Genomic DNA, 20,506 nt, shown 5'->3' with positions numbered 1-20,506 from the left:
CGTGCGATGGTTGAAATTCCATTTCTCTAGGAAATGGCTTATTTATCAGTCTAGAAACCAGTTATAGGTACATACACTTTCCTAAGTAATAAATCTATCAATCAAAAGTTATACATCCTCATGATTAAGTAGATATACTACTTGAGTTTATTAATTTTAGTAATGAAGGTGGCGAACAAAATTTTTAACCGGAAAAAAATATAAATTTAATACAAAACTTTACCTTCAGCTTTGACGCTCCGATTAATGAAATTTGTTGTTTTTATTTAAGGTATTAAAAAACTATATTTATTGACGAAAACACTAAAATCTGCCAAGTAACATCCAATAGATGAAAAAATAAAAAGCATAAAAATACATTTCTATCACAACATATTGGAACATTTTTTAAGATATTGATTAACGTATCTATATCTAATGATAGATAACAATTTTCTTCCGTATGATTGATGAAAACTAATAGAAAAAAAGCATAAATAGGCTTAGTGAGCTTAATAAATTAGCTGTTTAAGTGATTTTCTTATTTGGGAGAAAAAAATGGCTGTAGTAACTAGACGTGCTATAGGCGTATTTCATAATCGTAGTGATGCCGAACAAGCACTGCGCGAATTGGGCAATGCTGGCATCGTAATGGATAGAGTATCTGTAATTGCCAGAGATAGAGACCATAACGGTGAAATTGCTGGTACTCCGGTCACAGAGAAGGTTGGTGATAAAGCTGATGACGGTGCAAAAACCGGCGCACTTACAGGCGGTGCATTGGGTGGTTTGACAGGGTTATTAGTAGGTCTGGGTACCTTAGCAATCCCTGGAATTGGCCCAATTATGCTGGCTGGTGCAGCAGCTACAGCGTTGGCGACAACTGTAGCTGGTGGTGCTATAGGTGCAGCAGCTGGTGGTTTACTTGGGGGATTAATTGGTTTAGGAATTCCTGAAGAACGAGCCAGAGTTTATAACGAACGAGTAGAGCGAGGCGGCTATCTAGTAATAGTAGATGGTACAGACGAAGAAATTGCTAGAGCCGAACCAATTCTTAGACGCTGGAATATCGAAGAATTCAATGTTTATGACCGACCACGCAGCGAACACGATGTTCCTGGTGCTGCGGTTGTTACTCCCGGTGTAGTTAGCGATGTTCCTCATACTCCCGTTGGTACTCGTGGGGATGTTGTCAGACACAAACGCGCAATAGGTGTCTTTGCTCACCGTCGAGATGCAGAAGCAGCACTAACTGAACTACGAGATGCTGGTTTCCCGATGAGCCAAGTTTCGCTGATTGCCAAAAACACAGATGGCGATCGCATTGCTGGTGTTACCACTGGTGGCGTTAACACTGGTATCGATCAAAACGTCGGCAGAAGTAATAAAGCTGATGAAGGTGCAAAAGCTGGTGCAGCTACAGGTGCAGCTGTTGGCGGTTTAGGCGGTCTGTTGGTAGGTCTGGGTGCTTTAGCAATACCTGGCGTTGGCCCTGTAATCGCAGGTGGTGCAGCAGCTACAGCGATCGCTACAGCCGTAACTGGTGGTGCAATTGGTGCAGCCGCAGGTGGGATTACAGGCGGATTGGTTGGTTTAGGAATTCCCGAAAACCGGGCGCGAGTTTATAGCGATCGCTTCGGTAGAGGCGACTATATAGTTATCGTCGATGGTACAGAAGCAGAAATCCATCAAGCTGAAGCTATCCTCAAACGTCGCGGAATTGAAGAATTCGCAATCTATGATGGCACCGATCTCGATCGAGTGCATCATCACGACAGAGTAGTTACCCACGATAGACCAGTTGGCGATGTGCGCTTAAATAGAAGGGCGATTGGCGTCTTTGCTCACCGCCGCGATGCAGAAGCAGCATTAACGGAATTGCGAGATGCTGGTTTCCCGATGAGTCGAGTCTCGATCATTGCAAAAAATAATGAAGGCGATCGCATTGCTGGCGTAAATACTGGTAGCACGACTACTGGTGTAGATAGAAACGTCGCCACAACAACTAAAGCTGATGAAGGTGCAAAAGCTGGCGCAGCTACAGGTGCAGCCCTTGGCGGTTTAGGCGGTTTGTTAGTAGGTCTGGGTGCTTTAGCAATACCTGGCGTTGGCCCTGTAATTGCAGGTGGTGCAGTAGCTACTGCCTTAGCCACAACAGTCGCAGGTGGTGCTATAGGTGCAGCCGCAGGCGGGATTACAGGCGGACTGGTTGGCTTAGGAATACCCGAGAACCGGGCGCGCGTTTATAGCGATCGCTTCGGTAGAGGCGACTATGTAGTGATTGTTGATGGCACAGAATCAGAAATTCATCAAGCTGAAACCATCCTCAAACGTCGCGGAATTGAAGAATTCGCAGTTTATGACGCTCATGACATAGATAGACTGCATCACCACGACAGAGCAGTTGTGGATACAACTCACACTCATCCAGGAGAGGTTCATAGAGACGAGCCTGCGGTGGTGATTGTTGACCGCCGAGATGAAACCCTCTAACACGCAGAGATTTTAGCAATAAGAAGGAGCAAGATTACATCAAATTTGCTCCTTCTACCTCCCACACACATCAGCACAATTTACTTTTTTTATACCAAGAGCAAAGAAATGAAAAAGCTAACACCTTTCTTAATTAGCAGTCTTCTAATTTTTGGTGCTGTTGCTTGTAATAACACTGAGAAAACAAGTGAATCGGCACCTAATAATCCTAACGAAGCTGTGCAAAGACCAAGTCCTGAAGCAACGGAAGCTGCTCAAAAAGATGCTCAGAGTGAGACTCGCCGCAGACAATTAAATTCTGACATTCGCGCTCGCGAGCAACGTAACAATGCTGGTGGCGGTGATACAAAGAGAGCTGAAGACGACCTTGCTAGCGAAGTTCGTTCTAAATTAGAGGCTAATATTCCTAATGGCGCTCTCACAGTTGAAGCTGCAAAAGATGGTACAGTTACTGTCGGTGGAACTGTAAATAATAAAGACCAGTTAGCGAAGATTGAACCTTTATCAAAGCAAATTAAAGGTGTCACAAAAGTAGTTAATAAAGCAGCAGTTGCTCCACCAACTCAACAAAATAGATAGCCATAAGTCTAATTTAAGTTTATTGGGCGGCATCGCTAAAATTTAATATATTCATAAGTCTATAATCAAAAACAATTGTATGATTGGTTATAGACTTTTGATACGAGATAAATTGTTTCCGGCTGCAATCGGGACTATTATATTGATTGACACCCAATCAATTATCAAAACTGTTGTCATTACCCAAATACAAATTATATGGAAACCGAACAACAGCCAATTGAATTAGCAAACTCTACTTTACCAGAAGCGACGGTAGCTCTTCCTAGCGCCGACAATCAAAACTTACCAAAGCTACCCCCAGCAACTCAATCTAACGAGCAATGGCGACAAATTGGTCGTCAAGTAGCTGAAATTTTAGAACAGCTTCCCGATTATTTAGGCAGATTCTACAATCAATACAAACAGCCATTGCTCACCGTAATTTTGATTTTGTCTGCGATTGTTACATTGAAAGTAGTATTAGCGATCCTCGGTGCAATCAATAGCATTCCCTTACTATCAGCAACTTTTGAGCTAATTGGAATTGGTTACACAACCTGGTTTGTTTTTCGTTATCTACTTAAAGCCTCGACCCGGCAAGAATTAGTCTATGAAATTCGAGATTGGCAAAAGCAAATTGTAGGAGAAGAATATAGCGAAACTTAAAACTAATGTCAGAAACAGCAGATTAGGCAAATGCTAACTTGTTAAACTGTACGAGTAATATATGTGAATAAGTTGTAGGAGAAGTACTGCCCATCCTACAACTTATTATTTTATTGATTAAATATTTTTATAAAAAAGATATATTAATTACTTTGCTGTTAATTGAAGTGTTAATGTGCAATAACCTTAAATGCAAGCATTTTGCCCTCGATCGGAAATTAAGATATATCTTCGGATAGAGTAAATAGTTGATTATCTTAATTAATTCACTTCTAAAGATAGTATCTCGATATAGGAGTAAAAGCCTAATCTAGTTCAAGAAGTTATTCAACAAAATGTTTAACGAGGACTTGATTATGACTAATAAAGAAGTTAACAAAGCAGTAGACTCATCCGATCGCGCTCAATCTGATGTATATGACAGAGGTATTATCCCTGCGGAAACTGCTGCGCGTAAAGAAAGAGAAGGCGACTTGTATAAAACAGTCCCCACAGAAGAAAGAGAAGCCAGCGCGCCAACTGACGACCAAACCGACTCTGGAAGCATCCGCACTACAGACGGCTACACAGTTGATAAAGAAGGTTTATTGAACAACTATGCAGTTGAGCCAGAAATGTACTATGAAGTACCTGGCGATGCACAAAAATCAGCAGCACAAGACACAGCTAACCGCGTTGAAGAACTCATCGAAGCCAATGAAGATAAAGAAGGCGAGTTAACAGACAAGGATGACACTCGCGGTAGAGGGCCAGGACTGGTTTAGTTTGTTGCGATCGCAATGGTCGAAGGTTCATAGAGGTACTGTAAATGTGATGATGGGGAACAATCCTCATCATTATTTTTATGTAAAGTAAATGCTTGTATTCATACAAATCACTTCCTCTGCTTGCCCATCTGTATCGATATATCAAGTGAAACGGTATTAAAACTCGAATCTAGCTGAATTTATCAAACACTAGTAAACACATGAATTTACTGCTTAACTCTTTACTCGCGTCTGGCGCATTACCAGAAAAAGGTCTAATTAAGCCTCTGGGACACCATGAGTTACTGCTGGTGTTGCTGGAATTAGCTTTGCTGCTCTTGGTTGCTAGAGGCTTGGGCGAGTTCATGCGTCGAATTCAGCTACCACCAGTAGTCGGCGAACTACTCGCGGGGGTGCTGTTGGGCCCGTCGGTGTTCGGCTGGATTTTGCCCAATTTACAGCATCATATTTTTCCTAAAAGTCAGGCGCAGTCTGATTTACTCTCGGTAGTCTCTTGGTTAGGCGTACTGTTTTTACTAGTTGTAACTGGATTAGAGACAGACCTGAACTTGATTGTCCGTAAAGGTAAAACAGCATTACTAATATCCTTGGGTGGTATTATTATTCCCTTTGCAACAGGATTGGGATTGGGTTGGTTTCTTCCAGATAGCTTTTTAGCAAACCCCGAACAAAGGTTAATCTTCAGTCTGTTTATTGCCACTGCCATGAGTATCTCAGCAGTGCCAGTGATTGCTAAGGTGTTAATGGACTTAAAGCTGATTCGGCGAGACATTGGTCAGGTAACTTTGGCAGCTGGAATGACCGATGATACTCTAGGCTGGATTCTGCTTTCGGTGGTGTCGGGATTGGCAACCAGTGGTAAATTTGATTTCCCGACAGTATTTAGGTCAATTGGAGGCGCAGTCCTGTTTTTAGGAATTGCCTTTACCATCGGGCGATCGCTCATGGCGAGAGTGTTACGCTGGGTAGACGATTACATTGGCGGGCCGACAGCTAGTTTGTCAGCTTTATTGGTGTTGGCGCTGAGTGCTGCTGCTTTTACCCACACCTTAGGCATCGAAGCCGCACTCGGAGCATTTGTCACCGGAATTTTGGCAGGACAATCACCCCGTTTTAGCCGCGAGGCTGGTATAACTCTCGAACTGATCACTGCTGGATTTCTCGCGCCGATTTTCTTCGCCACAGCCGGATTGAAGGTAGACTTGCTGCAACTGCTCGCTCCTCAAACATTTGTGGTTGGCTTAATCGTGCTGGCAATCGCCTGTGTTGGCAAATTCACAGGTGCTTATATTGGTTCGCGTGCGGGTGGCTTAAGCCACTGGGAAGGAATCGCAATGGGGTCAGGGATGAACGCTAGGGGCGCGATGGAGATTATCGTCGCTACCATTGGGGTTTCCTTGGGCGTACTGAATCCGCAGATGTATTCAATTATTGTGATGGTGGCGATCGTTACCTCCTTGATGGCTCCACCTTTATTACGCTGGTCGCTTTCCAAAGTTTCCATCGGTGAAGAAGAAGCCCAACGCTTAGAGCAAGAAGAACTAGCCAGCCGCAGCTTTATCAAGCGCATTCGCCGCGTACTCGTACCCACTCAAGGCGGGCCAAATGTGCGGTTAGCTGCTCAGTTAGTCAACCATCTAGCACAGCAAAATCCTCTGGAAGTGACTGCTTTATATGCCAAAAGCGATCAACAACCTATAACTAAATCAGTAAAAGCTTTAGCAACTGCTGTTAAGGATAATACAGCCGAAACCGCGATCGCTGCCGTAGCCAATGAAATGAATCTCCCCACGGGTTCGCTGCTGCAAACCAAAGTTGAATCAGGACAAAACAAAACTGAGGTAATTTTAAAAGAAGCTAATAAAGGCTATGACCTGATTGTTTTGGGTGCAACAGGAAATCAACGTTCTCGCGGTTCCCTATTTAATTTGTTAGTCGATCGCGTGGTTCAAGAAGCTCCTTGCGCCACAATGGTGGTGAAATCAAACTTATCGGCAACTGAGTCAACTGGCTATCACAAACTGGGTCATATTTTAGTACCCACCAGTGGCAACGAGTACAGCTTACATGCAGTTGAAATTGCGAGTACAATTGCTGCTCAAACAGGAGCAACTGTCACTTTAGTTAATGTTGTCAACCGAACTCAGCGCGAATATGTTTTGTTTGAGGAGCAGACAATTCATTCTGTAACAGACATAGCCAAACAGATTGTGCAGCAGCAAGCTGAAGTGGGGCGAGGATTTGGAGCAGAGGTGAAAACTGCAATTCTCGCTGGAATTCCAGAGTTTGAAATTCTCAAATATGCCCAGACTATGCAAGTAGATTTGATTGTTTTAGGCACTAGTATTCAGACAATCACAGGTCGAGTATTCTTTGGCCATCGTGTTGACGCTATTCTCAATAAAGCACGTTGTCCCGTAGCGGTGATTACTGTGCGTAGCACTTGATAAGTAGCCATCATCAATTGCATATACCAGCAACCCATAAAAACCTTATTAGGGGCAACTAGTTTTAGCGTAGCAATAGCGGTTAGGAACGCGAGCTCCTAATACTATTGTTGCGAAACTTGAATACCACAACAGTAGTGCAATCGCGTTACTTTTACTATCAGCAATTTTAGGATTATCTCTATGTTTTATATGGATTGTTAATATAAATTCTTAGAAGCACCTTAATTATCTTAAATTTAAGGTAATTAATGAAATGGAAAAATATTTACCTTACCCTTTTTATACAAAAGAATGGCAAATTTTAAAATAAGAAAAGAAAAACGTTTAATATAAACGCCTTAGCCAAGTCGAAAAATATGTGCCTTTGCTCCTAGCATTTCTTTACTTTTGTTTGATGATGTACTCCATTATCAACCTAGTGAATAAATAATTGACAAACTTTATAATTGATTGTTTAAAATTTCCAATACTTTATTAGCCCACTTGCGATCGCTTTCCTTTTCTACTTCTGACAATTCACTATAAGGGGTATTAATCTGCCGCCGCCAACGATCAATATTTTCTGGTGTGAGATTATCAAGCATATAGGCAGTCCAATGTGACCATTGAATATGTTCTAGCTCTGCCAACTTTTCTCTAATAGTTAAAGGTTCTTGATTAATCATATATAGTTAGAAAATTTTTATCTACTTTGATAGTTATTATACATTAAAAATTATAAATATATTTTATTAACATCAACTTCACTTAGCAAACTTATAGTAATGCAAGAGATTCACATTTTTTACCCAAATTAGTATAAAACATATGATTAAAGTGCATATATGGCAACCTGTTTTTGGATTGGATAGTCTTACCTCAGCTATACTCGCTTTTTTTACCTATGTTAAAATTTCCGCTTAAGCTAAACGGCTTAATTTTGCGATCGCACTACTTGCATTGATACTATTCAGCAACTGCGGTCAAGAAAAATATGCGATCGCACTTTCATTGTTCTAGATTTCCCTCTGATGCAAATCATCTCAATTTCTAACTTACCGATTCATCAGATACAGTATCTCACAGCAGCAACTGGTGGTGTTGGTGCGATCGCCAGAAGTATACCTATTTTATTAGCAGAAGCTGATTATCTTCCTAATAATTTAGAGGCAATTATTGTTACTAGCGATTTACAAGGAATTGACCCCAAAAATCAACAACTTCTCTCTTATCTTGCGATCGAAGAATTAGAGAAATTGGCAGAAATCGGCAAAATTCCCTCATTAAAAAATACAGGCATGATATTAGCAGGGGATTTATATGCAGAGGTCAATAGGCGTGGTGGCGTAGTTGGTGATGTCAGAGAGATTTGGTTAGCTTTTAATCGCAGATTTCGTTGGGTAGCTGGCGTTGCCGGAAATCACGATAGTTTCGGTAATACACCATTAGAATTTCAAAGTTTTCAGCAGCATCGAAATATTTACTATCTCGACGGTGAGATTAAAAGAAATGGCGATCTGAGTCTAGCGGGAATTTCTGGGATTATTGGCAAAAAAGGCAAACCATTCAGGCGTCCTGAAAAAGAATTTCTGAAAATAATTCGGTTGCTGGTGAAGCAATCGCCAGATATTTTGATATTACATGAAGGGCCGAACGATCCACAGGGCAATTTGGTTGGGCAAGAATCGATTAGACGCGAGTTAGAAAAAATAAATATCACAAATAATTTATTAGTAATTTGCGGGCATTCTTATTGGAAAGTGCCAATGATTGTTTTAGAAAATGGCATTCAAGTTCTCAAGGCAGATGGGCGCGTAATTGTAATTCAGGCGAAGAAATAATATTAACGTTTTACTTAGATCTCAAATGGTTCAATTTCGCGATCGCACCATTCCCGTTGATACCATTCAGCCACTAAAGGACGGACAATAAATTTCGGTCGCTCGTCACCTTTAACATCAATCCGCAGACTGGAGTAAGGTCTGTGTTTGTGGAAACCCTTGCCAGTGCGACCGATAAAAAGATGCGATCGCGCGACTAATTTCTCTTCATCTCGCATCATTTCCCTCAAATCCGGCCCTTCTTCTCGTTGGCGGCGCAAACTAAAACCACTACCACCACAAACAATCCAAGGGATATGAGAATCAGCGTGTCCGGTGTCTGCTGTTTGCAGATATTCTAAACAGTGGGCGTGACCGTTAATCACTAAATCAACTAAAGGACGCCCTTGATTTAAGGAACCTAATTTTTCAGCCACCGCATCTAAAACCCCACGTAGGCGACTACGAATTGCTAAAGTTTGGGCTTGTTGCCATTTTGTCGCCTCAGTCACATAGGGAGGATGGTGAAAGAAAATTATTCTTCCGCGCACTTCTTTAGTATTCCAAGATTCAATTAGTCTTTGCCTTAGCCAGTCTAACTGTTCAATATCAGTAAATGTTGTTTTATTAGGATCTAGTTGTTTTTCGATATCTACAATAATTTCTTCAATTTGGGTGAGTTTGACTTGCAGATCGTCTAATTGTTCAGCATCCTGGGGATTTTTGGGATTGAGAATTGCTGAATCTGCCATAATTTGCTGCTTTTCTTGCTCTAAAAGCGTGCGGCGTCTTTCTAAGATACGGCGATCGGCGTCACCTGCTTGAGTTTTTGGTAGTGGTGGCGGCTCGTTAAATGTATTAGAATCCAGTGCGAAGAAATCAATCCCGCCGTAACGAAAACTATAGTAGCGATTTGGCAGACGGGTAAAGCTTCCTGGTTGATAAGAAAGACAGCGTCCAGTATCTGTTTTGGCTGTATAGTGCTGGTCTAAGTGACGGGCTAAGTCTCCGGGAAACTGAAAAGCGCAGAGATAGTCAAGAAACGCCCGTGCATAAGCATCACCGATTCCTGAACCATATAAACCAACATCCAAATCTAGGCGCGATTGCAATAAGCGACGGATGGGTAATGTTGTTACCGAAACTAAGCGAAATAATAGAGGTAAATCATAGTAATCGTGATTTCCCGGTACGGGTAAAATCGGCAGCTTGAAAACCATTTTGTCATAGGCAATCTTTTTCGGCTGTTCTCCACCTACGAGAAACTCTTGGTAAGGTTGGATAAAGTTTTGTTGATAGTACTCTCTCGACCCCACAAGATAAATCACATCGCCTGTATGCAACATAAAACGACATTGCTGGTGATGAGGTAGCATCAATTCCGCAACCCGTCTTTGGGGATCGTGTCCCTTGTGCGTCCCAGAACCGCTATCGCCAACAACCAAAAATGAAAACTCAGGATCGTCTGCGCGACCATCTTCTATTACTAACTTAGTTTGGTCAATGCGGCGTTCCAGAATTAGCGGGTCTTGCCATTTTACCCGCTGTTGCATTTTGCTGATTTTTTTAGCGATCGCCGGATCTGAAACAAGTTTCAATTTACTTTACTCCTGAATTGGTCATGGGGCATAGGGCATGGGGGAGGCAGTGCGTTGCGGAGGTCTCCTCCGTTGTAGCAACTGCCGTCATGGGGCATTGCTCAAGAGTCATTAGTTATTTCTCCCTTGTCCCCCTTGTCCCCCTCGTCCCCCTCATCCCCTCCCTGCTGGGCTGTATCTTTCAACTCAATTGTTAAATTTGGCAGTCCTTCTAACTTTTCTGTAGGTACTTCTTCTTCTAATGTTGGGACAAAAATCTTCAAGCCAGCTGGAACACACTTAACTTCAATTGGCGTATAACCAATGATTTCACCATCTAAAGCTACTTTCTGTGGTGGATTTGTCGTAATTTTAAATTGTTTAGCTCGCAGGTAGCCAATGTCATCTCGTTCTACGGGATTACCAGCAGAAGCAGTTTGGAATAGATGATATGTAGCGGCGATCGCTCCGGCTTTGTTCACTGGTGCGACAATTGTTAAATCCAGCAGCCCATCATCATAAATAATTCCGGCTGGCCCTTGCGCCAACACAGAAGTTGGCGGTGCTGCATTTGCCACTGTCACCGCCGCTGCACTGGTTTTAATAATCTTGTCTTCGGTTTCAATTTCTACATCAAAACTCTCTAACTCCCGCAATTGCTGGAGTCCTGCCAAAACATAGGCTAAGATTCCAAAGCGCTTCTTAGCTTCCCGATCTGCTCGTTCTACAGTTTCAGCTTCAAAGCCGATACCTACTAGCAGTACCATTGGCAGATCGTTGCAATAGGCTACATCTACATTCTTGGTTGCTCCTTGCAAAATCATCTGACAGGCGGCTTCAATGGTATCGGGAATAGCTAAAGCTGTGGCAAAAGCGTTTGCCGTTCCGCGAGAAATAATACCTAAGGGAATATTAGTATTAACTACAGCCGCCGCCGCAGCTGAGAGAGTTCCATCTCCACCAGAGGCGATAATTTCATCTACGCCACGTTCAACTGCTGCATACGCTAGTTGGTCAGCACCGATTTCTTCAGTAGTTATGTAAATATCTAAGTCAATTTCTGGCTCTAGTATTGCTCGAATCTGCTCTAATTCTTGTTCTGAATCACCCTGACCCGCAACCGGATTAAAGATAAGGCAGGCGGAACGCTTCATAAGGATAAAAAGTTAATAAGATCTCAGATCGTAAAAATATCAAATTATTCATAGCATATCGATAAGATTACCACTTCCTCCTGATGGTTGGTTCCCTGTCTCGCCACCAACCTAAGCTATACCGATTTAATCAGCGATCGCGTGTTATGGGCTGACAATTCAATTGCATCGAGTGACAACTCAATTGCATCGAGTGACAACTCAATTGCATCGAGTGACAACTCAATTGCATCGGCTGACAATTCAATTGCATCGGCTGACAATTCAATTGCATCGGCTGACAATTCAATTGCATCGGCTGACAATTCAATTGCATCGAGTGACAATTCAATTGCATCGACTGACAATGCCATTGTATCGGCTGACAATGCGATCGCATTGAGTTAGATTGCGATCGCACCGAGTAACATTGCGACGGTATCGAGTGAGATTGCGATGGTATCGAGTTACGTTACGACGGTATTGAGTAACGTTGCGACTGTATCGACCTAGATAGCGATCGCATCGACTAACAATGCCATTTTCTGCTATTTTGATGGATATACTTAACTTTTAAATTATTATGAATCGTTTTTTACTAAATTTTTCCAGTATTCTTGTCCTCAGCAGTTTGTCTATTTCTGCTGTAACAATGGCAAGCACAACACCGGAAACCCCAAAGCTACATTTAGCTCAAAAGCTCAACTGTAATAACGCTCAAAATCAAGCCGAAATTAATCAGTGCGCTCAGTTATCCTATCAGAATGCTGATAAAAAATTGAATCAAGTTTATCAACAACTCCTGCCAGCTTTACCTGCTTATAGAAAACCGAAATTAATTACTGCACAGCAAGCATGGATTAAGTTTCGCGATACCAATTGTGAGTTTGAAAGAAGTGAAAATGAAGGGGGAAGTATAGCTCCTCTGACTTATTTTGGTTGTTTAGCAAGGACTACACAACAGCGTACCCAGCAATTACAGCAATACCTCAATTACACTCATGAATTATGATTGCTACTCGTTACTGTTGTATTTAAAATAGTGTAAATAAATGTAAAGGAAAACGACAACAAACTTAACCGAAATTCAGCAATTAGCATCCGGTAAGTCACTCACTGCGGTAGTCTAGATGAGAGTGAATTTATCGCCTTGTTTGACATATTGTTTTATGACTTCAGCTGTTTCCAGTCCTGCACGCACAATTCGTATTGGTTCTCGTAAAAGCCAACTTGCTCTAGTTCAAACCTACTGGGTACAAGAGCAACTGCAAAAAAGCTATCCTGAGATTGCTTTTGAAGTCCATACCATGTCTACCCAAGGCGACAAAATCCTGGATGTAGCATTAGCCAAGATTGGTGATAAAGGATTATTTACCAAAGAGTTAGAACTTGGGATGCTGAATCAGGAGATTGATTTTGCGGTTCATTCCCTAAAGGATCTGCCAACTAACTTACCAGAAGGGTTAACACTGGCTGCAATTACAGAAAGGGAAAACCCAGCAGATGCTTTGGTACTACACGAAAAGTATAAAGGTCAGCAGATTGATACTTTACCAGAGGGTGCCGTAATTGGTACATCTTCCCTGCGGCGTTTGGCACAGTTACGCCATCGTTTCCCCCATTTTACTTTTAAAGATGTGCGGGGAAATTTGAATACACGTATGGCTAAATTAGATGCAGGTGAGTATGATGCCTTGATTTTGGCTGTAGCAGGGTTAGAGCGATTGGGAATGAGCGATCGCGTTCACCAAATTCTCCCAAAAGAAATTTCTCTCCATGCCGTTGGTCAAGGTGCATTGGGTATAGAATGCCGTGCTGACGATACCGAATTGATATCCCTGCTCAAAGCTATCGAACATCCGGAAACACGCGATCGCTGTTTAGCAGAACGCGCTTTCTTACGCGATCTTGAAGGTGGCTGTCAAGTACCCATCGGTGTTAACACTGAAATTAATGGTGATACTTTAACATTAACGGGAATAGTTGCCACCGTAGATGGTAAAAACCTAGTGAAAGATACCGTCTCCGGAGAAGCCAAGAACGCCGAACAGCTAGGCACAGAACTAGCAAATCTCTTGCGTCAAAAGGGAGCGCAGGAAATTTTAGATGTCATCTTTACCGAAATCCAACGGGGTTCTTAGATTGCGCAGCGGAGCAGAGAGCAGGGGGGACAAGGGGGACAGGGAGGACAAGGGAGATGAGGTAGCATCACAAATTACCCTTGACCCTTGACCCTTGACCCTTGACTCATCACTGTTTTAGTCACCTTATGTGATTAGATCAGAAATGAAGCTTAGAAAATCAGCAGAACCGGGGAAATAAAAATTACCATGCGGATTCTATTTGTAGCAGCAGAGGCAGCTCCCGTTGCAAAAGTCGGAGGAATGGGTGATGTTGTGGGAGCATTGCCAAAAATCTTGAGAAAAATGGGGCATGATGTACGAATATTCTTGCCCTACTATGGCTTTCTACCAGACAAAATGCAGATTCCGACTGAACCAATCTGGCGGGGATATGCCATGTTTCAGGATTTTGCTGTTTACGAAAGCGTGCTACCCGGTACTGATGTTCCCTTGTACTTATTTGGACATCCTGCCTTTATGCCTCGCCGGATTTATTCAGGAGAGGATGAAGATTGGCGGTTCACTTTGTTTGCCAATGGTGCAGCTGAGTTTTGCTGGAATTACTGGAAGCCAGAAATTGTCCACTGTCATGACTGGCATACAGGGATGATTCCTGTGTGGATGCACCAAGATCCAGATATTACCAGCGTATTCACCATTCATAACTTGGCTTATCAAGGGCCTTGGCGTTGGTATTTAGAGAAAATTACCTGGTGTCCTTGGTATATGCAAGGACACAATACTATGGCGGCGGCGGTGCAATTTGCCGACAGGGTAAATACAGTTTCTCCCACCTATGCCGAGCAAATTAAAACACCTACTTACGGTGAAACGATAGAAGGGTTACTGTCTTTTATTAGCGGAAAGTTATCTGGGATTATTAACGGTATAGATACTGAGGTTTATAATCCAGAAAATGACAGATTTATTGCCCAAACTTTTACTAGCGATACTCTGGACAAACGCAAACCTAACAAAGTAGCCCTACAAGAAGAAGTAGGATTAGAAGTTAATTCCAAAGCCTTTTTAATTGGCATGGTGACGCGGTTAGTCGAGCAAAAAGGCTTGGATTTAGTTATACAAATCCTCGATCGCTTCCTGGCATATACTGATGCTCAATTTATACTATTGGGCACAGGCGATCGCTATTACGAAACTCAAATGTGGCAATTGGCATCCCGCTATCCCGGACGCATGGCAACTTACCTACTGTATAACGATGCTTTGTCTCGTCGCATCTACGCTGGTACTGATGCCTTCTTAATGCCTAGCCGTTTTGAACCCTGCGGTATCAGCCAAATGATGGCTTTGCGTTACGGTTCCGTGCCCATTGTCCGGCGTACAGGTGGATTAGTTGATACAGTATCCCATTTCGACCCGATGAACAATGCAGGTACTGGTTATTGTTTTGACCGCTATGAACCCCTGGATCTGTTCACCTGCATGATCCGTGCTTGGGAAGGTTTCCGTTTCCAACCGCAATGGCAGGAATTACAAAAACGCGGCATGAGTCAGGATTTTAGTTGGTATCAATCTGCCAAGCAGTATGTGAAGCTGTACAGATCAATTTTCGGGTTGCCAGAAGAAGAGGAACAAACACCGCAACCAGAGTTAGTGTTAAACGAGGCTGTAGCTAAGTAAATAGAAAACTCTTGAAACAGGGTGCGTTGGGTAAAGCCATAACGCACCCTATTGTTTTATTAACTTGCTGCTTCTGGCGATGGATCGGATTTTTCTGGCTTGAGTAAAGGAAATGCGATCGCATCCCGAATACTCGCAGAATCTGTCAATACCATCACCAATCTATCGATGCCAATGCCTAGCCCACCTGTAGGCGGCATTCCGTATTCCAGCGCTGTGAGAAAGTCTTCGTCAACACCTTGGGCTTCCAAGTCGCCTGCGGCTTTGCGGGCAGCTTGTGCTTCTAAACGTTCTCTTTGATCTATCGGATCGGTAAGTTCTGAGAAACTATTGGCAGTCTCTCGCCCCACGATAAATAACTCAAATCGCTCCACCAAACCAGGCTTAGAACGGTGAGGTTTTGCTAAGGGTGAAATTTCTACAGGATAGTCAATCACAAAGGTAGGCTGAATTAATTTGGTTTCTACCTTTTCTTCAAAAGCTAAATTGAGTAATTTACCAATCGATTCGGCTTCATCTACATCAGGAATCCCAGCATTCTTACTGGCTGCTTTCGCTTCTTCTAACGTTTGGAACGAGTTGAAATCTAAGCCTGTAGCTTCTTTAACTACATCATGCATCGTTACCCGCCGCCAAGGTGGTGTCAAATCAACATCTTCCCCTTGGTAGGTAATGCACAGCGTACCGAGTACTTCTTGGGCGACAGTGGTAATAATTCCCTCCGTCAACGCCATCATATCGTTGTAATCGGCGTAGGCTTGATAAATTTCTATCGTCGTAAATTCAGGGTTATGTCGAGTCGAAACGCCTTCATTGCGGAAAATCCGCCCTAATTCAAATACCTTTTCAAAACCCCCCACAATCAACCGCTTGAGATGAAGTTCTGTTGCAATTCGCAGATACAACTCCATATCTAAGGTGTTGTGATAAGTGATAAATGGACGCGCATCTGCACCCCCAGCTTCACTTTGTAAAACAGGAGTTTCAATTTCGAGAAAATCTCGCTGTTCTAAATAGCGACGAATCCCTGCCGTAATTTGGGCGCGACGCCGGAAAGTTTGTCGCACTTCCGGGTTAACAATCAAATCAACGTAACGCTGACGGTAGCGCTTTGCTACATCCGTCAACCCATGCCATTTGTCGGGTAGAGGTAACAGGGATTTGGTGAGGATGCTGTATTGCTTGACGTAGACCGATAACTCGCCCTTTTCAGTCCGTTTTATAGTGCCTTTAACTCCCAGAATGTCACCTGCATCTGAGAGTTGCTTTAAATGATTGAAAGCATCAGCATCAATATCTGCCATGCCTTCTTGAATGCGATTTTTTTCTAGATAAAGCTGAATCGTGCCTGTTTCATCTTGCAAAGTGAAGAAAGCTAGCTTACCAAAGACACGACGGGCTAGAATGCGTCCGGCAATGGTGACTTCTAAATCAACTTCTTCACCGCTGGGTAAATCAGCAAATTTTTCTTGCAATTGTGCTGCGTGGTGTGTAGATTCCCAACGATAGGCATAGGGATTCATTCCTAGCTGTTTTAGCTGGTCTACTTTTTCCAGCCTCGCGGCACGGATATCTTCTTCCGACATGGTAACGAACGCTCATAGGGCAAGATTAATTATAGATGCTCCAAAAGTAGCCGCGACTCTCAAGGATTGAATATTTAGCGATCGCCTGTCAGCTTAGGGGGCATGGGGCATTGATTATTACTTATTTTTCCCCACCCTTCCCACACTCGCCACACTTCCTCATCTCCCTTTTCTACTTCTTCAAGTGCTTAGGATGGCAAAACATTTAATTATGCATCTTTTATGACTCTATATCTATTTAAAATACATATCTTTATAAATCTTTTTTAGCTTTAATAAATAAAAGATTGTATTTTCAAAAATTAAGGTTTTCCAATATTTAGTGAGATATCCAAAAAAGAAATCAGTGACATATTTACGGATAGCAGGCTACAACAGAGTGGATTCTAAAATTAAATATAATCTGCTCTGTTATGGCGAACTCTGCAAAAGTTATACCTTTACCTGCCCTAATTGATAATATTCTCTCTAACTTGCTGAAAACTACGGCTGCTAGCATTGCAAAGAATCTAGGAGAAATAGCTAGTAGCTACAGTACTTCCGCTTTTTTGCCATCTACTGTTAAGGATGACACTCGCTATATAGAAGCATTTATAAAATATCAAGAAAAGGCTGAAAATACTCTTCAAGAGCTACCTATGCAGTTGCGATCGCAATTTAGCAAACAACTTGTAGAGCTATTGCTCGAATGGCAAGCTAATCACATTCAACACAAATTAAAAGATATCCGTAAACTGCTGGAACAGAATAATCTCACAAGTATTGTAAATCGAGAAGAAACTTATAATATTGTAACAAAAGGGCAACAGAGATACCGTTTATTAGTATTAGTTTCCCCTCCCAGCGTTAGCCCAAATTGTCCGTCTTCTTTGCAGCACGATCTAGCAATAGAATTACCAGAGAAGTTAAAAGCTTTTCTACATAAGGACTATCCTCTTAATAGTAACTTATGCCCAGTTGAATTTTATGCTGAATATTTTCTGCGTTCGATTAGTAATGCAGATATTCTCCAGATTCAGCAAATTTTATCTCCTATTCCCACAGTAGTATTGCATAGTAAAATTACTGATTACGAAGTTTATTTTCATGTAAATTTTTGGCATCCACAAAATAGTAATATTGTGAGAATTTCTCTACCAGCTTGGAACTGGGAGGAAGTGAAAGAATCTTTACAAGCAGTTGATAATGATGAAATTCGAGCTATTCGTACTATTCGGCAAATCATTGTGGCAATTCACCAATTGCTAGCAGCTTTTATTTCAGATTGGTATTATCTACATCTCAATCATACCTATGAACCACAACTATTTCATTTAGAATCAGAGTTTGCATTAGGTAGATGGTCATCAGATTTACTTAGACCTTATATTGATACTATTCAGGATATTTACTTCCAGCAAAAACAAGTATATCAGGAAAATATTTCCCCTTTAAATGAGCATTACTATACAGAAACAAATGAGCAATGTAACGGAAATGAATCAATAATTATCCCAGCAGAAAATTTGATAATAGAGGAAGAAGAGGCTCCTAACATCAGCACTAACTCAGGTATTTATTACTCTAAGCTGCGTTATCTTCTATCAGAAAAAAACTGGAAAGAAGCCGATGAAGAAACTAGTAAAATTTTGTTAAATCTGGCAAGACAATATAGTAAAGACTTATCTGTTGAACAAACAATAACAAATCAGCCATTTTTTCCTAGCAAATATATTAATAATTTTCCTTGTGAAGATCTTCGCATCATTGATAAGCTCTGGTTAAATTACAGTAATGCACATTTTGGTTTTAGTATTCAAACTTGTATTTGGCAAACAATTAGCCAAAACAAAGAAGATGTGAATTTGAACTGCAAAAATTTTGTTGAGAGTGTTGGCTGGCTGGTAAATGGTAATTGGAAAAACCCAGAGGAAATAATTTATGGAATTGATGCACCTATAGGTCATCTTCCATTTGCTTTTACCAAGCTCTTTGAGAAAACGGAGCTAAACAATTGGGGTTGTTGGTACAATTTTTACTATCGTCTACAAAGTTGTGAGCTATAAAATAAATGCTTTTATTTAAGCTCAATAGGCTTTTAGCCTTTTATTCCTTACAAACAAACCTAGCAATATAATATTGTGCCTTATTTCTGACCTAAGGTGAGTGAATGCCGCGATAAAATTGCTTTGATTTTTAAATTAGTCAATTGCATTATTGCCTTAACTAAATCTTCTTGTTCTGAGCGCAAATTTAGTTTTTCTAAAGCCTGGTTTAAGGTACTACCATGTCGCAAATTTTGTGCAAGTTTGGCGCGTTGAGATGAATTTAAAACAGCCAGAATTTCCTTATTCCTGCGTTGACGCACAGCCTGTAATTGTTGGCGTTCTTGGGGAGTTAGGTCAAGTTCTAAGGATGAAGTGGTAGCTTGGGCAATAATCTGAGTCGGTGTTGCTAAAGCGATCGCAGGTGTAAACAAGACTAGGGTAACAATTGTAACTAATACAAATATTTGTTTTGTAAATTGATTTCTCATCTTCAAAAATTTGTCTACGCACCGATTCAACTTCTGAACTTACTCCTAGATGTAGGCCATAGGCAATAGGTTTAAACATGAGAGTGGATGACGCGATCGCATCATCCACTCCAAACAAGGCTTCCTTGGTACTGAAAATTACTCAGATTTTTTCATTCGATTAATTTCTCGTTGTAATTCTTCGATTTGTCGGCGTAAAGCTTCAGCATCATTTTCTGGTGTTTGGGATGGAACATTAACTGCTCCAGATGCAGGCGATCGCTGATAATTGCCTCGGCGTATTTGCTGATATTCTTCTGATACTGCCCACTCCCGTAAATAACGCAAGCGTTCTACAGCAAAAGGATGGGTCAGCATCATTCCTTGCGCGCCATTGTACATCAGGAATTTGTACACTTGATTTAATGCATCTTCGTCTAGTGCCTGATAATTTTCTGACTGACGGATAAATTCTTGTAAACTACATTCATTGGCATACTTGACACTACCGCCAGAGACTTTCATCATCGAAGACATAACTGGATTCAAGTCATCCATGACTAACAGCGCCGCGCGATCGGATGACAACTCCGCTTTGCGCCGCCATTCAAAAAAGGCGTAAATTAAGGCCTGAGTTACAAAATTGCCAATACCAAAGGTCAACTCACCCAAGGCAGAAGCGGCACTCATCGCCCACATCGCCATTTGAATTAAAATAGTATGACCACATTTAATATGCCCCAGTTCATGGGCTAGCACCGCCCGAATTTCGACTTCGTCTAGTAAGTCTAGTATCCCTGTATTGATGACTATGTAAGGATTCTCTTGCCCCAATGCATAGCTATTGGCTTGGGGATTCTGCAAGACAAACAGTGCCGGTTCAGGATAAATATCCAAATCCCGCACGCATTCGCGAAACATCTGGTAAATAGTGGAGTATTGACGCGGCCCAACTTGGATGGTGTTACCCATTAAATAAACTAACTGCGGGCGTTCGTAGAGAAATTCCACAAATTTACGGGCGATTAAATCAAACCCCGGTAAATTGCGTAAAGCTTGCTCGGCTTGACGATCCAGTGGATGCCTGAAGGCTTCGCTGGAAATTCCTGTGTAAGTTGGCATAATTCAGGGAGATTGGTGATTTGTCATTTGTCATTGGTAACTCAAAAAGACAAATAACTAATGATTAATGACAAGATAATAGAAATGGGGCTATTCGGAAGTAAAACTCACTTTG

Annotated in this window: 17 protein-coding genes and 1 pseudogene; 11 read left to right on the top strand and 7 right to left on the bottom strand. The window is 41.8% G+C overall.

The annotated features are described in order from the left end of the window. Positions 1-537: 537 nt before the first annotated feature. The 6 genes and pseudogenes from AACU33_RS30095 to AACU33_RS37665 all read left to right on the top strand — a co-directional run. Positions 538-2,472 carry a hypothetical protein gene (locus tag AACU33_RS30095; protein ID WP_096593884.1) on the top strand — a complete coding sequence of 645 codons (1,935 nt, stop codon included), beginning with the start codon at positions 538-540 and terminating at the stop codon, positions 2,470-2,472. A 108-nt stretch (positions 2,473-2,580) separates the two neighbouring features. Beyond that, complete coding sequence (locus AACU33_RS30090; protein ID WP_096593882.1) at positions 2,581-3,051, top strand: BON domain-containing protein; 471 nt, start codon at positions 2,581-2,583, stop codon at positions 3,049-3,051. Positions 3,052-3,249: 198 nt separating this feature from the next. Then, complete coding sequence (locus AACU33_RS30085; protein WP_096593880.1) at positions 3,250-3,699, top strand: CAAD domain-containing protein; 450 nt, start codon at positions 3,250-3,252, stop codon at positions 3,697-3,699. A 356-nt stretch (positions 3,700-4,055) separates the two neighbouring features. Then, positions 4,056-4,463, top strand: coding sequence for a hypothetical protein (locus tag AACU33_RS30080; protein ID WP_096595436.1), 408 nt, complete (start codon positions 4,056-4,058; stop codon positions 4,461-4,463). Between the two features lie 203 nt (positions 4,464-4,666). Then, complete coding sequence (locus AACU33_RS30075; RefSeq protein WP_096593878.1) at positions 4,667-6,913, top strand: cation:proton antiporter domain-containing protein; 2,247 nt, start codon at positions 4,667-4,669, stop codon at positions 6,911-6,913. 229 nt (positions 6,914-7,142) lie between these two features. Continuing rightward, a pseudogene (locus AACU33_RS37665) lies at positions 7,143-7,226 on the top strand (hypothetical protein); the annotation flags it as partial. A 130-nt stretch (positions 7,227-7,356) separates the two neighbouring features. Here AACU33_RS37665 and AACU33_RS30070 read toward each other — a convergent pair. Then, the gene (locus AACU33_RS30070) at positions 7,357-7,581 is read right to left on the bottom strand and encodes a hypothetical protein (RefSeq protein WP_096593876.1); all 225 of its coding nucleotides are present in this window, start codon (positions 7,579-7,581) and stop codon (positions 7,357-7,359) included. A 345-nt stretch (positions 7,582-7,926) separates the two neighbouring features. Here AACU33_RS30070 and AACU33_RS30065 point away from each other — a divergent pair, with 345 nt between their 5' ends. Continuing rightward, positions 7,927-8,736, top strand: coding sequence for a metallophosphoesterase family protein (locus AACU33_RS30065; RefSeq protein WP_096593874.1), 810 nt, complete (start codon positions 7,927-7,929; stop codon positions 8,734-8,736). A 14-nt stretch (positions 8,737-8,750) separates the two neighbouring features. On the opposite strand, the gene AACU33_RS30060 is transcribed toward AACU33_RS30065, so the two are convergent. From AACU33_RS30060 to AACU33_RS30050, 3 genes are all read right to left on the bottom strand, one after another. Next, on the bottom strand, positions 8,751-10,313 hold the full coding sequence (locus tag AACU33_RS30060; protein ID WP_096593872.1) for a metallophosphoesterase: 1,563 nt from the start codon (positions 10,311-10,313) through the stop codon (positions 8,751-8,753). Positions 10,314-10,414: 101 nt separating this feature from the next. Then, positions 10,415-11,446: a YegS/Rv2252/BmrU family lipid kinase gene (locus tag AACU33_RS30055; RefSeq protein WP_096593870.1), complete on the bottom strand. Its 1,032-nt coding sequence runs from the start codon at positions 11,444-11,446 to the stop codon at positions 10,415-10,417. A 116-nt stretch (positions 11,447-11,562) separates the two neighbouring features. After that, positions 11,563-11,814, bottom strand: a complete 252-nt coding sequence (locus AACU33_RS30050) for a hypothetical protein (RefSeq protein WP_339376372.1) — start codon at positions 11,812-11,814, stop codon at positions 11,563-11,565. Positions 11,815-12,008: 194 nt separating this feature from the next. Here AACU33_RS30050 and AACU33_RS30045 point away from each other — a divergent pair, with 194 nt between their 5' ends. From AACU33_RS30045 to glgA, 3 genes are all read left to right on the top strand, one after another. Then, complete coding sequence (locus tag AACU33_RS30045; protein ID WP_096593866.1) at positions 12,009-12,437, top strand: lysozyme inhibitor LprI family protein; 429 nt, start codon at positions 12,009-12,011, stop codon at positions 12,435-12,437. Positions 12,438-12,594: 157 nt separating this feature from the next. Then, positions 12,595-13,566, top strand: a complete 972-nt coding sequence (hemC, locus tag AACU33_RS30040) for a hydroxymethylbilane synthase (RefSeq protein WP_096593864.1) — start codon at positions 12,595-12,597, stop codon at positions 13,564-13,566. A gap of 189 nt (positions 13,567-13,755) precedes the next feature. Continuing rightward, the gene (glgA, locus tag AACU33_RS30035; protein ID WP_096593862.1) at positions 13,756-15,189 is read left to right on the top strand and encodes a glycogen synthase GlgA; all 1,434 of its coding nucleotides are present in this window, start codon (positions 13,756-13,758) and stop codon (positions 15,187-15,189) included. Positions 15,190-15,248: 59 nt separating this feature from the next. On the opposite strand, the gene lysS is transcribed toward glgA, so the two are convergent. Continuing rightward, the gene (gene lysS, locus AACU33_RS30030) at positions 15,249-16,775 is read right to left on the bottom strand and encodes a lysine--tRNA ligase (RefSeq protein ID WP_096593860.1); all 1,527 of its coding nucleotides are present in this window, start codon (positions 16,773-16,775) and stop codon (positions 15,249-15,251) included. A 413-nt stretch (positions 16,776-17,188) separates the two neighbouring features. Here lysS and AACU33_RS30025 point away from each other — a divergent pair, with 413 nt between their 5' ends. Beyond that, complete coding sequence (locus AACU33_RS30025; RefSeq protein ID WP_096593858.1) at positions 17,189-18,820, top strand: GUN4 domain-containing protein; 1,632 nt, start codon at positions 17,189-17,191, stop codon at positions 18,818-18,820. Positions 18,821-18,900: 80 nt separating this feature from the next. On the opposite strand, the gene AACU33_RS30020 is transcribed toward AACU33_RS30025, so the two are convergent. Together AACU33_RS30020 and AACU33_RS30015 are read right to left on the bottom strand one after the other, a co-directional pair. Beyond that, entirely contained in the window at positions 18,901-19,290 is a 390-nt protein-coding gene (locus tag AACU33_RS30020; protein ID WP_096593856.1) for a hypothetical protein, read from the bottom strand. A 138-nt stretch (positions 19,291-19,428) separates the two neighbouring features. Then, positions 19,429-20,391, bottom strand: coding sequence for a M48 family metallopeptidase (locus AACU33_RS30015; protein ID WP_096593854.1), 963 nt, complete (start codon positions 20,389-20,391; stop codon positions 19,429-19,431). Positions 20,392-20,506: the final 115 nt, after the last annotated feature.

It is taken from the genome of Calothrix sp. NIES-2098, assembly GCF_963875125.1.
Lineage (GTDB): Bacteria > Cyanobacteriota > Cyanobacteriia > Cyanobacteriales > Nostocaceae > Aulosira.
This window is presented reverse-complemented; position numbering and strand designations above follow the sequence as displayed.

Excerpts from the sequence above, each read along its gene's own strand:
- AACU33_RS30045 (WP_096593866.1), top strand. The coding sequence starts at position 12,009 with ATGAATCGTTTTTTACTAAATTTTTCCAGTATTCTTGTCCTCAGCAGT.
- AACU33_RS30025 (WP_096593858.1), top strand. The coding sequence starts at position 17,189 with ATGGCGAACTCTGCAAAAGTTATACCTTTACCTGCCCTAATTGATAAT.
- glgA (WP_096593862.1), top strand. The coding sequence starts at position 13,756 with ATGCGGATTCTATTTGTAGCAGCAGAGGCAGCTCCCGTTGCAAAAGTC.
- AACU33_RS30015 (WP_096593854.1), bottom strand. The coding sequence starts at position 20,391 with ATGCCAACTTACACAGGAATTTCCAGCGAAGCCTTCAGGCATCCACTG.
- AACU33_RS30065 (WP_096593874.1), top strand. The coding sequence starts at position 7,927 with ATGCAAATCATCTCAATTTCTAACTTACCGATTCATCAGATACAGTAT.
- lysS (WP_096593860.1), bottom strand. The coding sequence starts at position 16,775 with ATGTCGGAAGAAGATATCCGTGCCGCGAGGCTGGAAAAAGTAGACCAG.
- AACU33_RS30090 (WP_096593882.1), top strand. The coding sequence starts at position 2,581 with ATGAAAAAGCTAACACCTTTCTTAATTAGCAGTCTTCTAATTTTTGGT.
- AACU33_RS30085 (WP_096593880.1), top strand. The coding sequence starts at position 3,250 with ATGGAAACCGAACAACAGCCAATTGAATTAGCAAACTCTACTTTACCA.
- AACU33_RS30075 (WP_096593878.1), top strand. The coding sequence starts at position 4,667 with ATGAATTTACTGCTTAACTCTTTACTCGCGTCTGGCGCATTACCAGAA.
- AACU33_RS30070 (WP_096593876.1), bottom strand. The coding sequence starts at position 7,581 with ATGATTAATCAAGAACCTTTAACTATTAGAGAAAAGTTGGCAGAGCTA.
- AACU33_RS30020 (WP_096593856.1), bottom strand. The coding sequence starts at position 19,290 with ATGAGAAATCAATTTACAAAACAAATATTTGTATTAGTTACAATTGTT.
- AACU33_RS30095 (WP_096593884.1), top strand. The coding sequence starts at position 538 with ATGGCTGTAGTAACTAGACGTGCTATAGGCGTATTTCATAATCGTAGT.
- AACU33_RS30055 (WP_096593870.1), bottom strand. The coding sequence starts at position 11,446 with ATGAAGCGTTCCGCCTGCCTTATCTTTAATCCGGTTGCGGGTCAGGGT.
- hemC (WP_096593864.1), top strand. The coding sequence starts at position 12,595 with ATGACTTCAGCTGTTTCCAGTCCTGCACGCACAATTCGTATTGGTTCT.
- AACU33_RS30080 (WP_096595436.1), top strand. The coding sequence starts at position 4,056 with ATGACTAATAAAGAAGTTAACAAAGCAGTAGACTCATCCGATCGCGCT.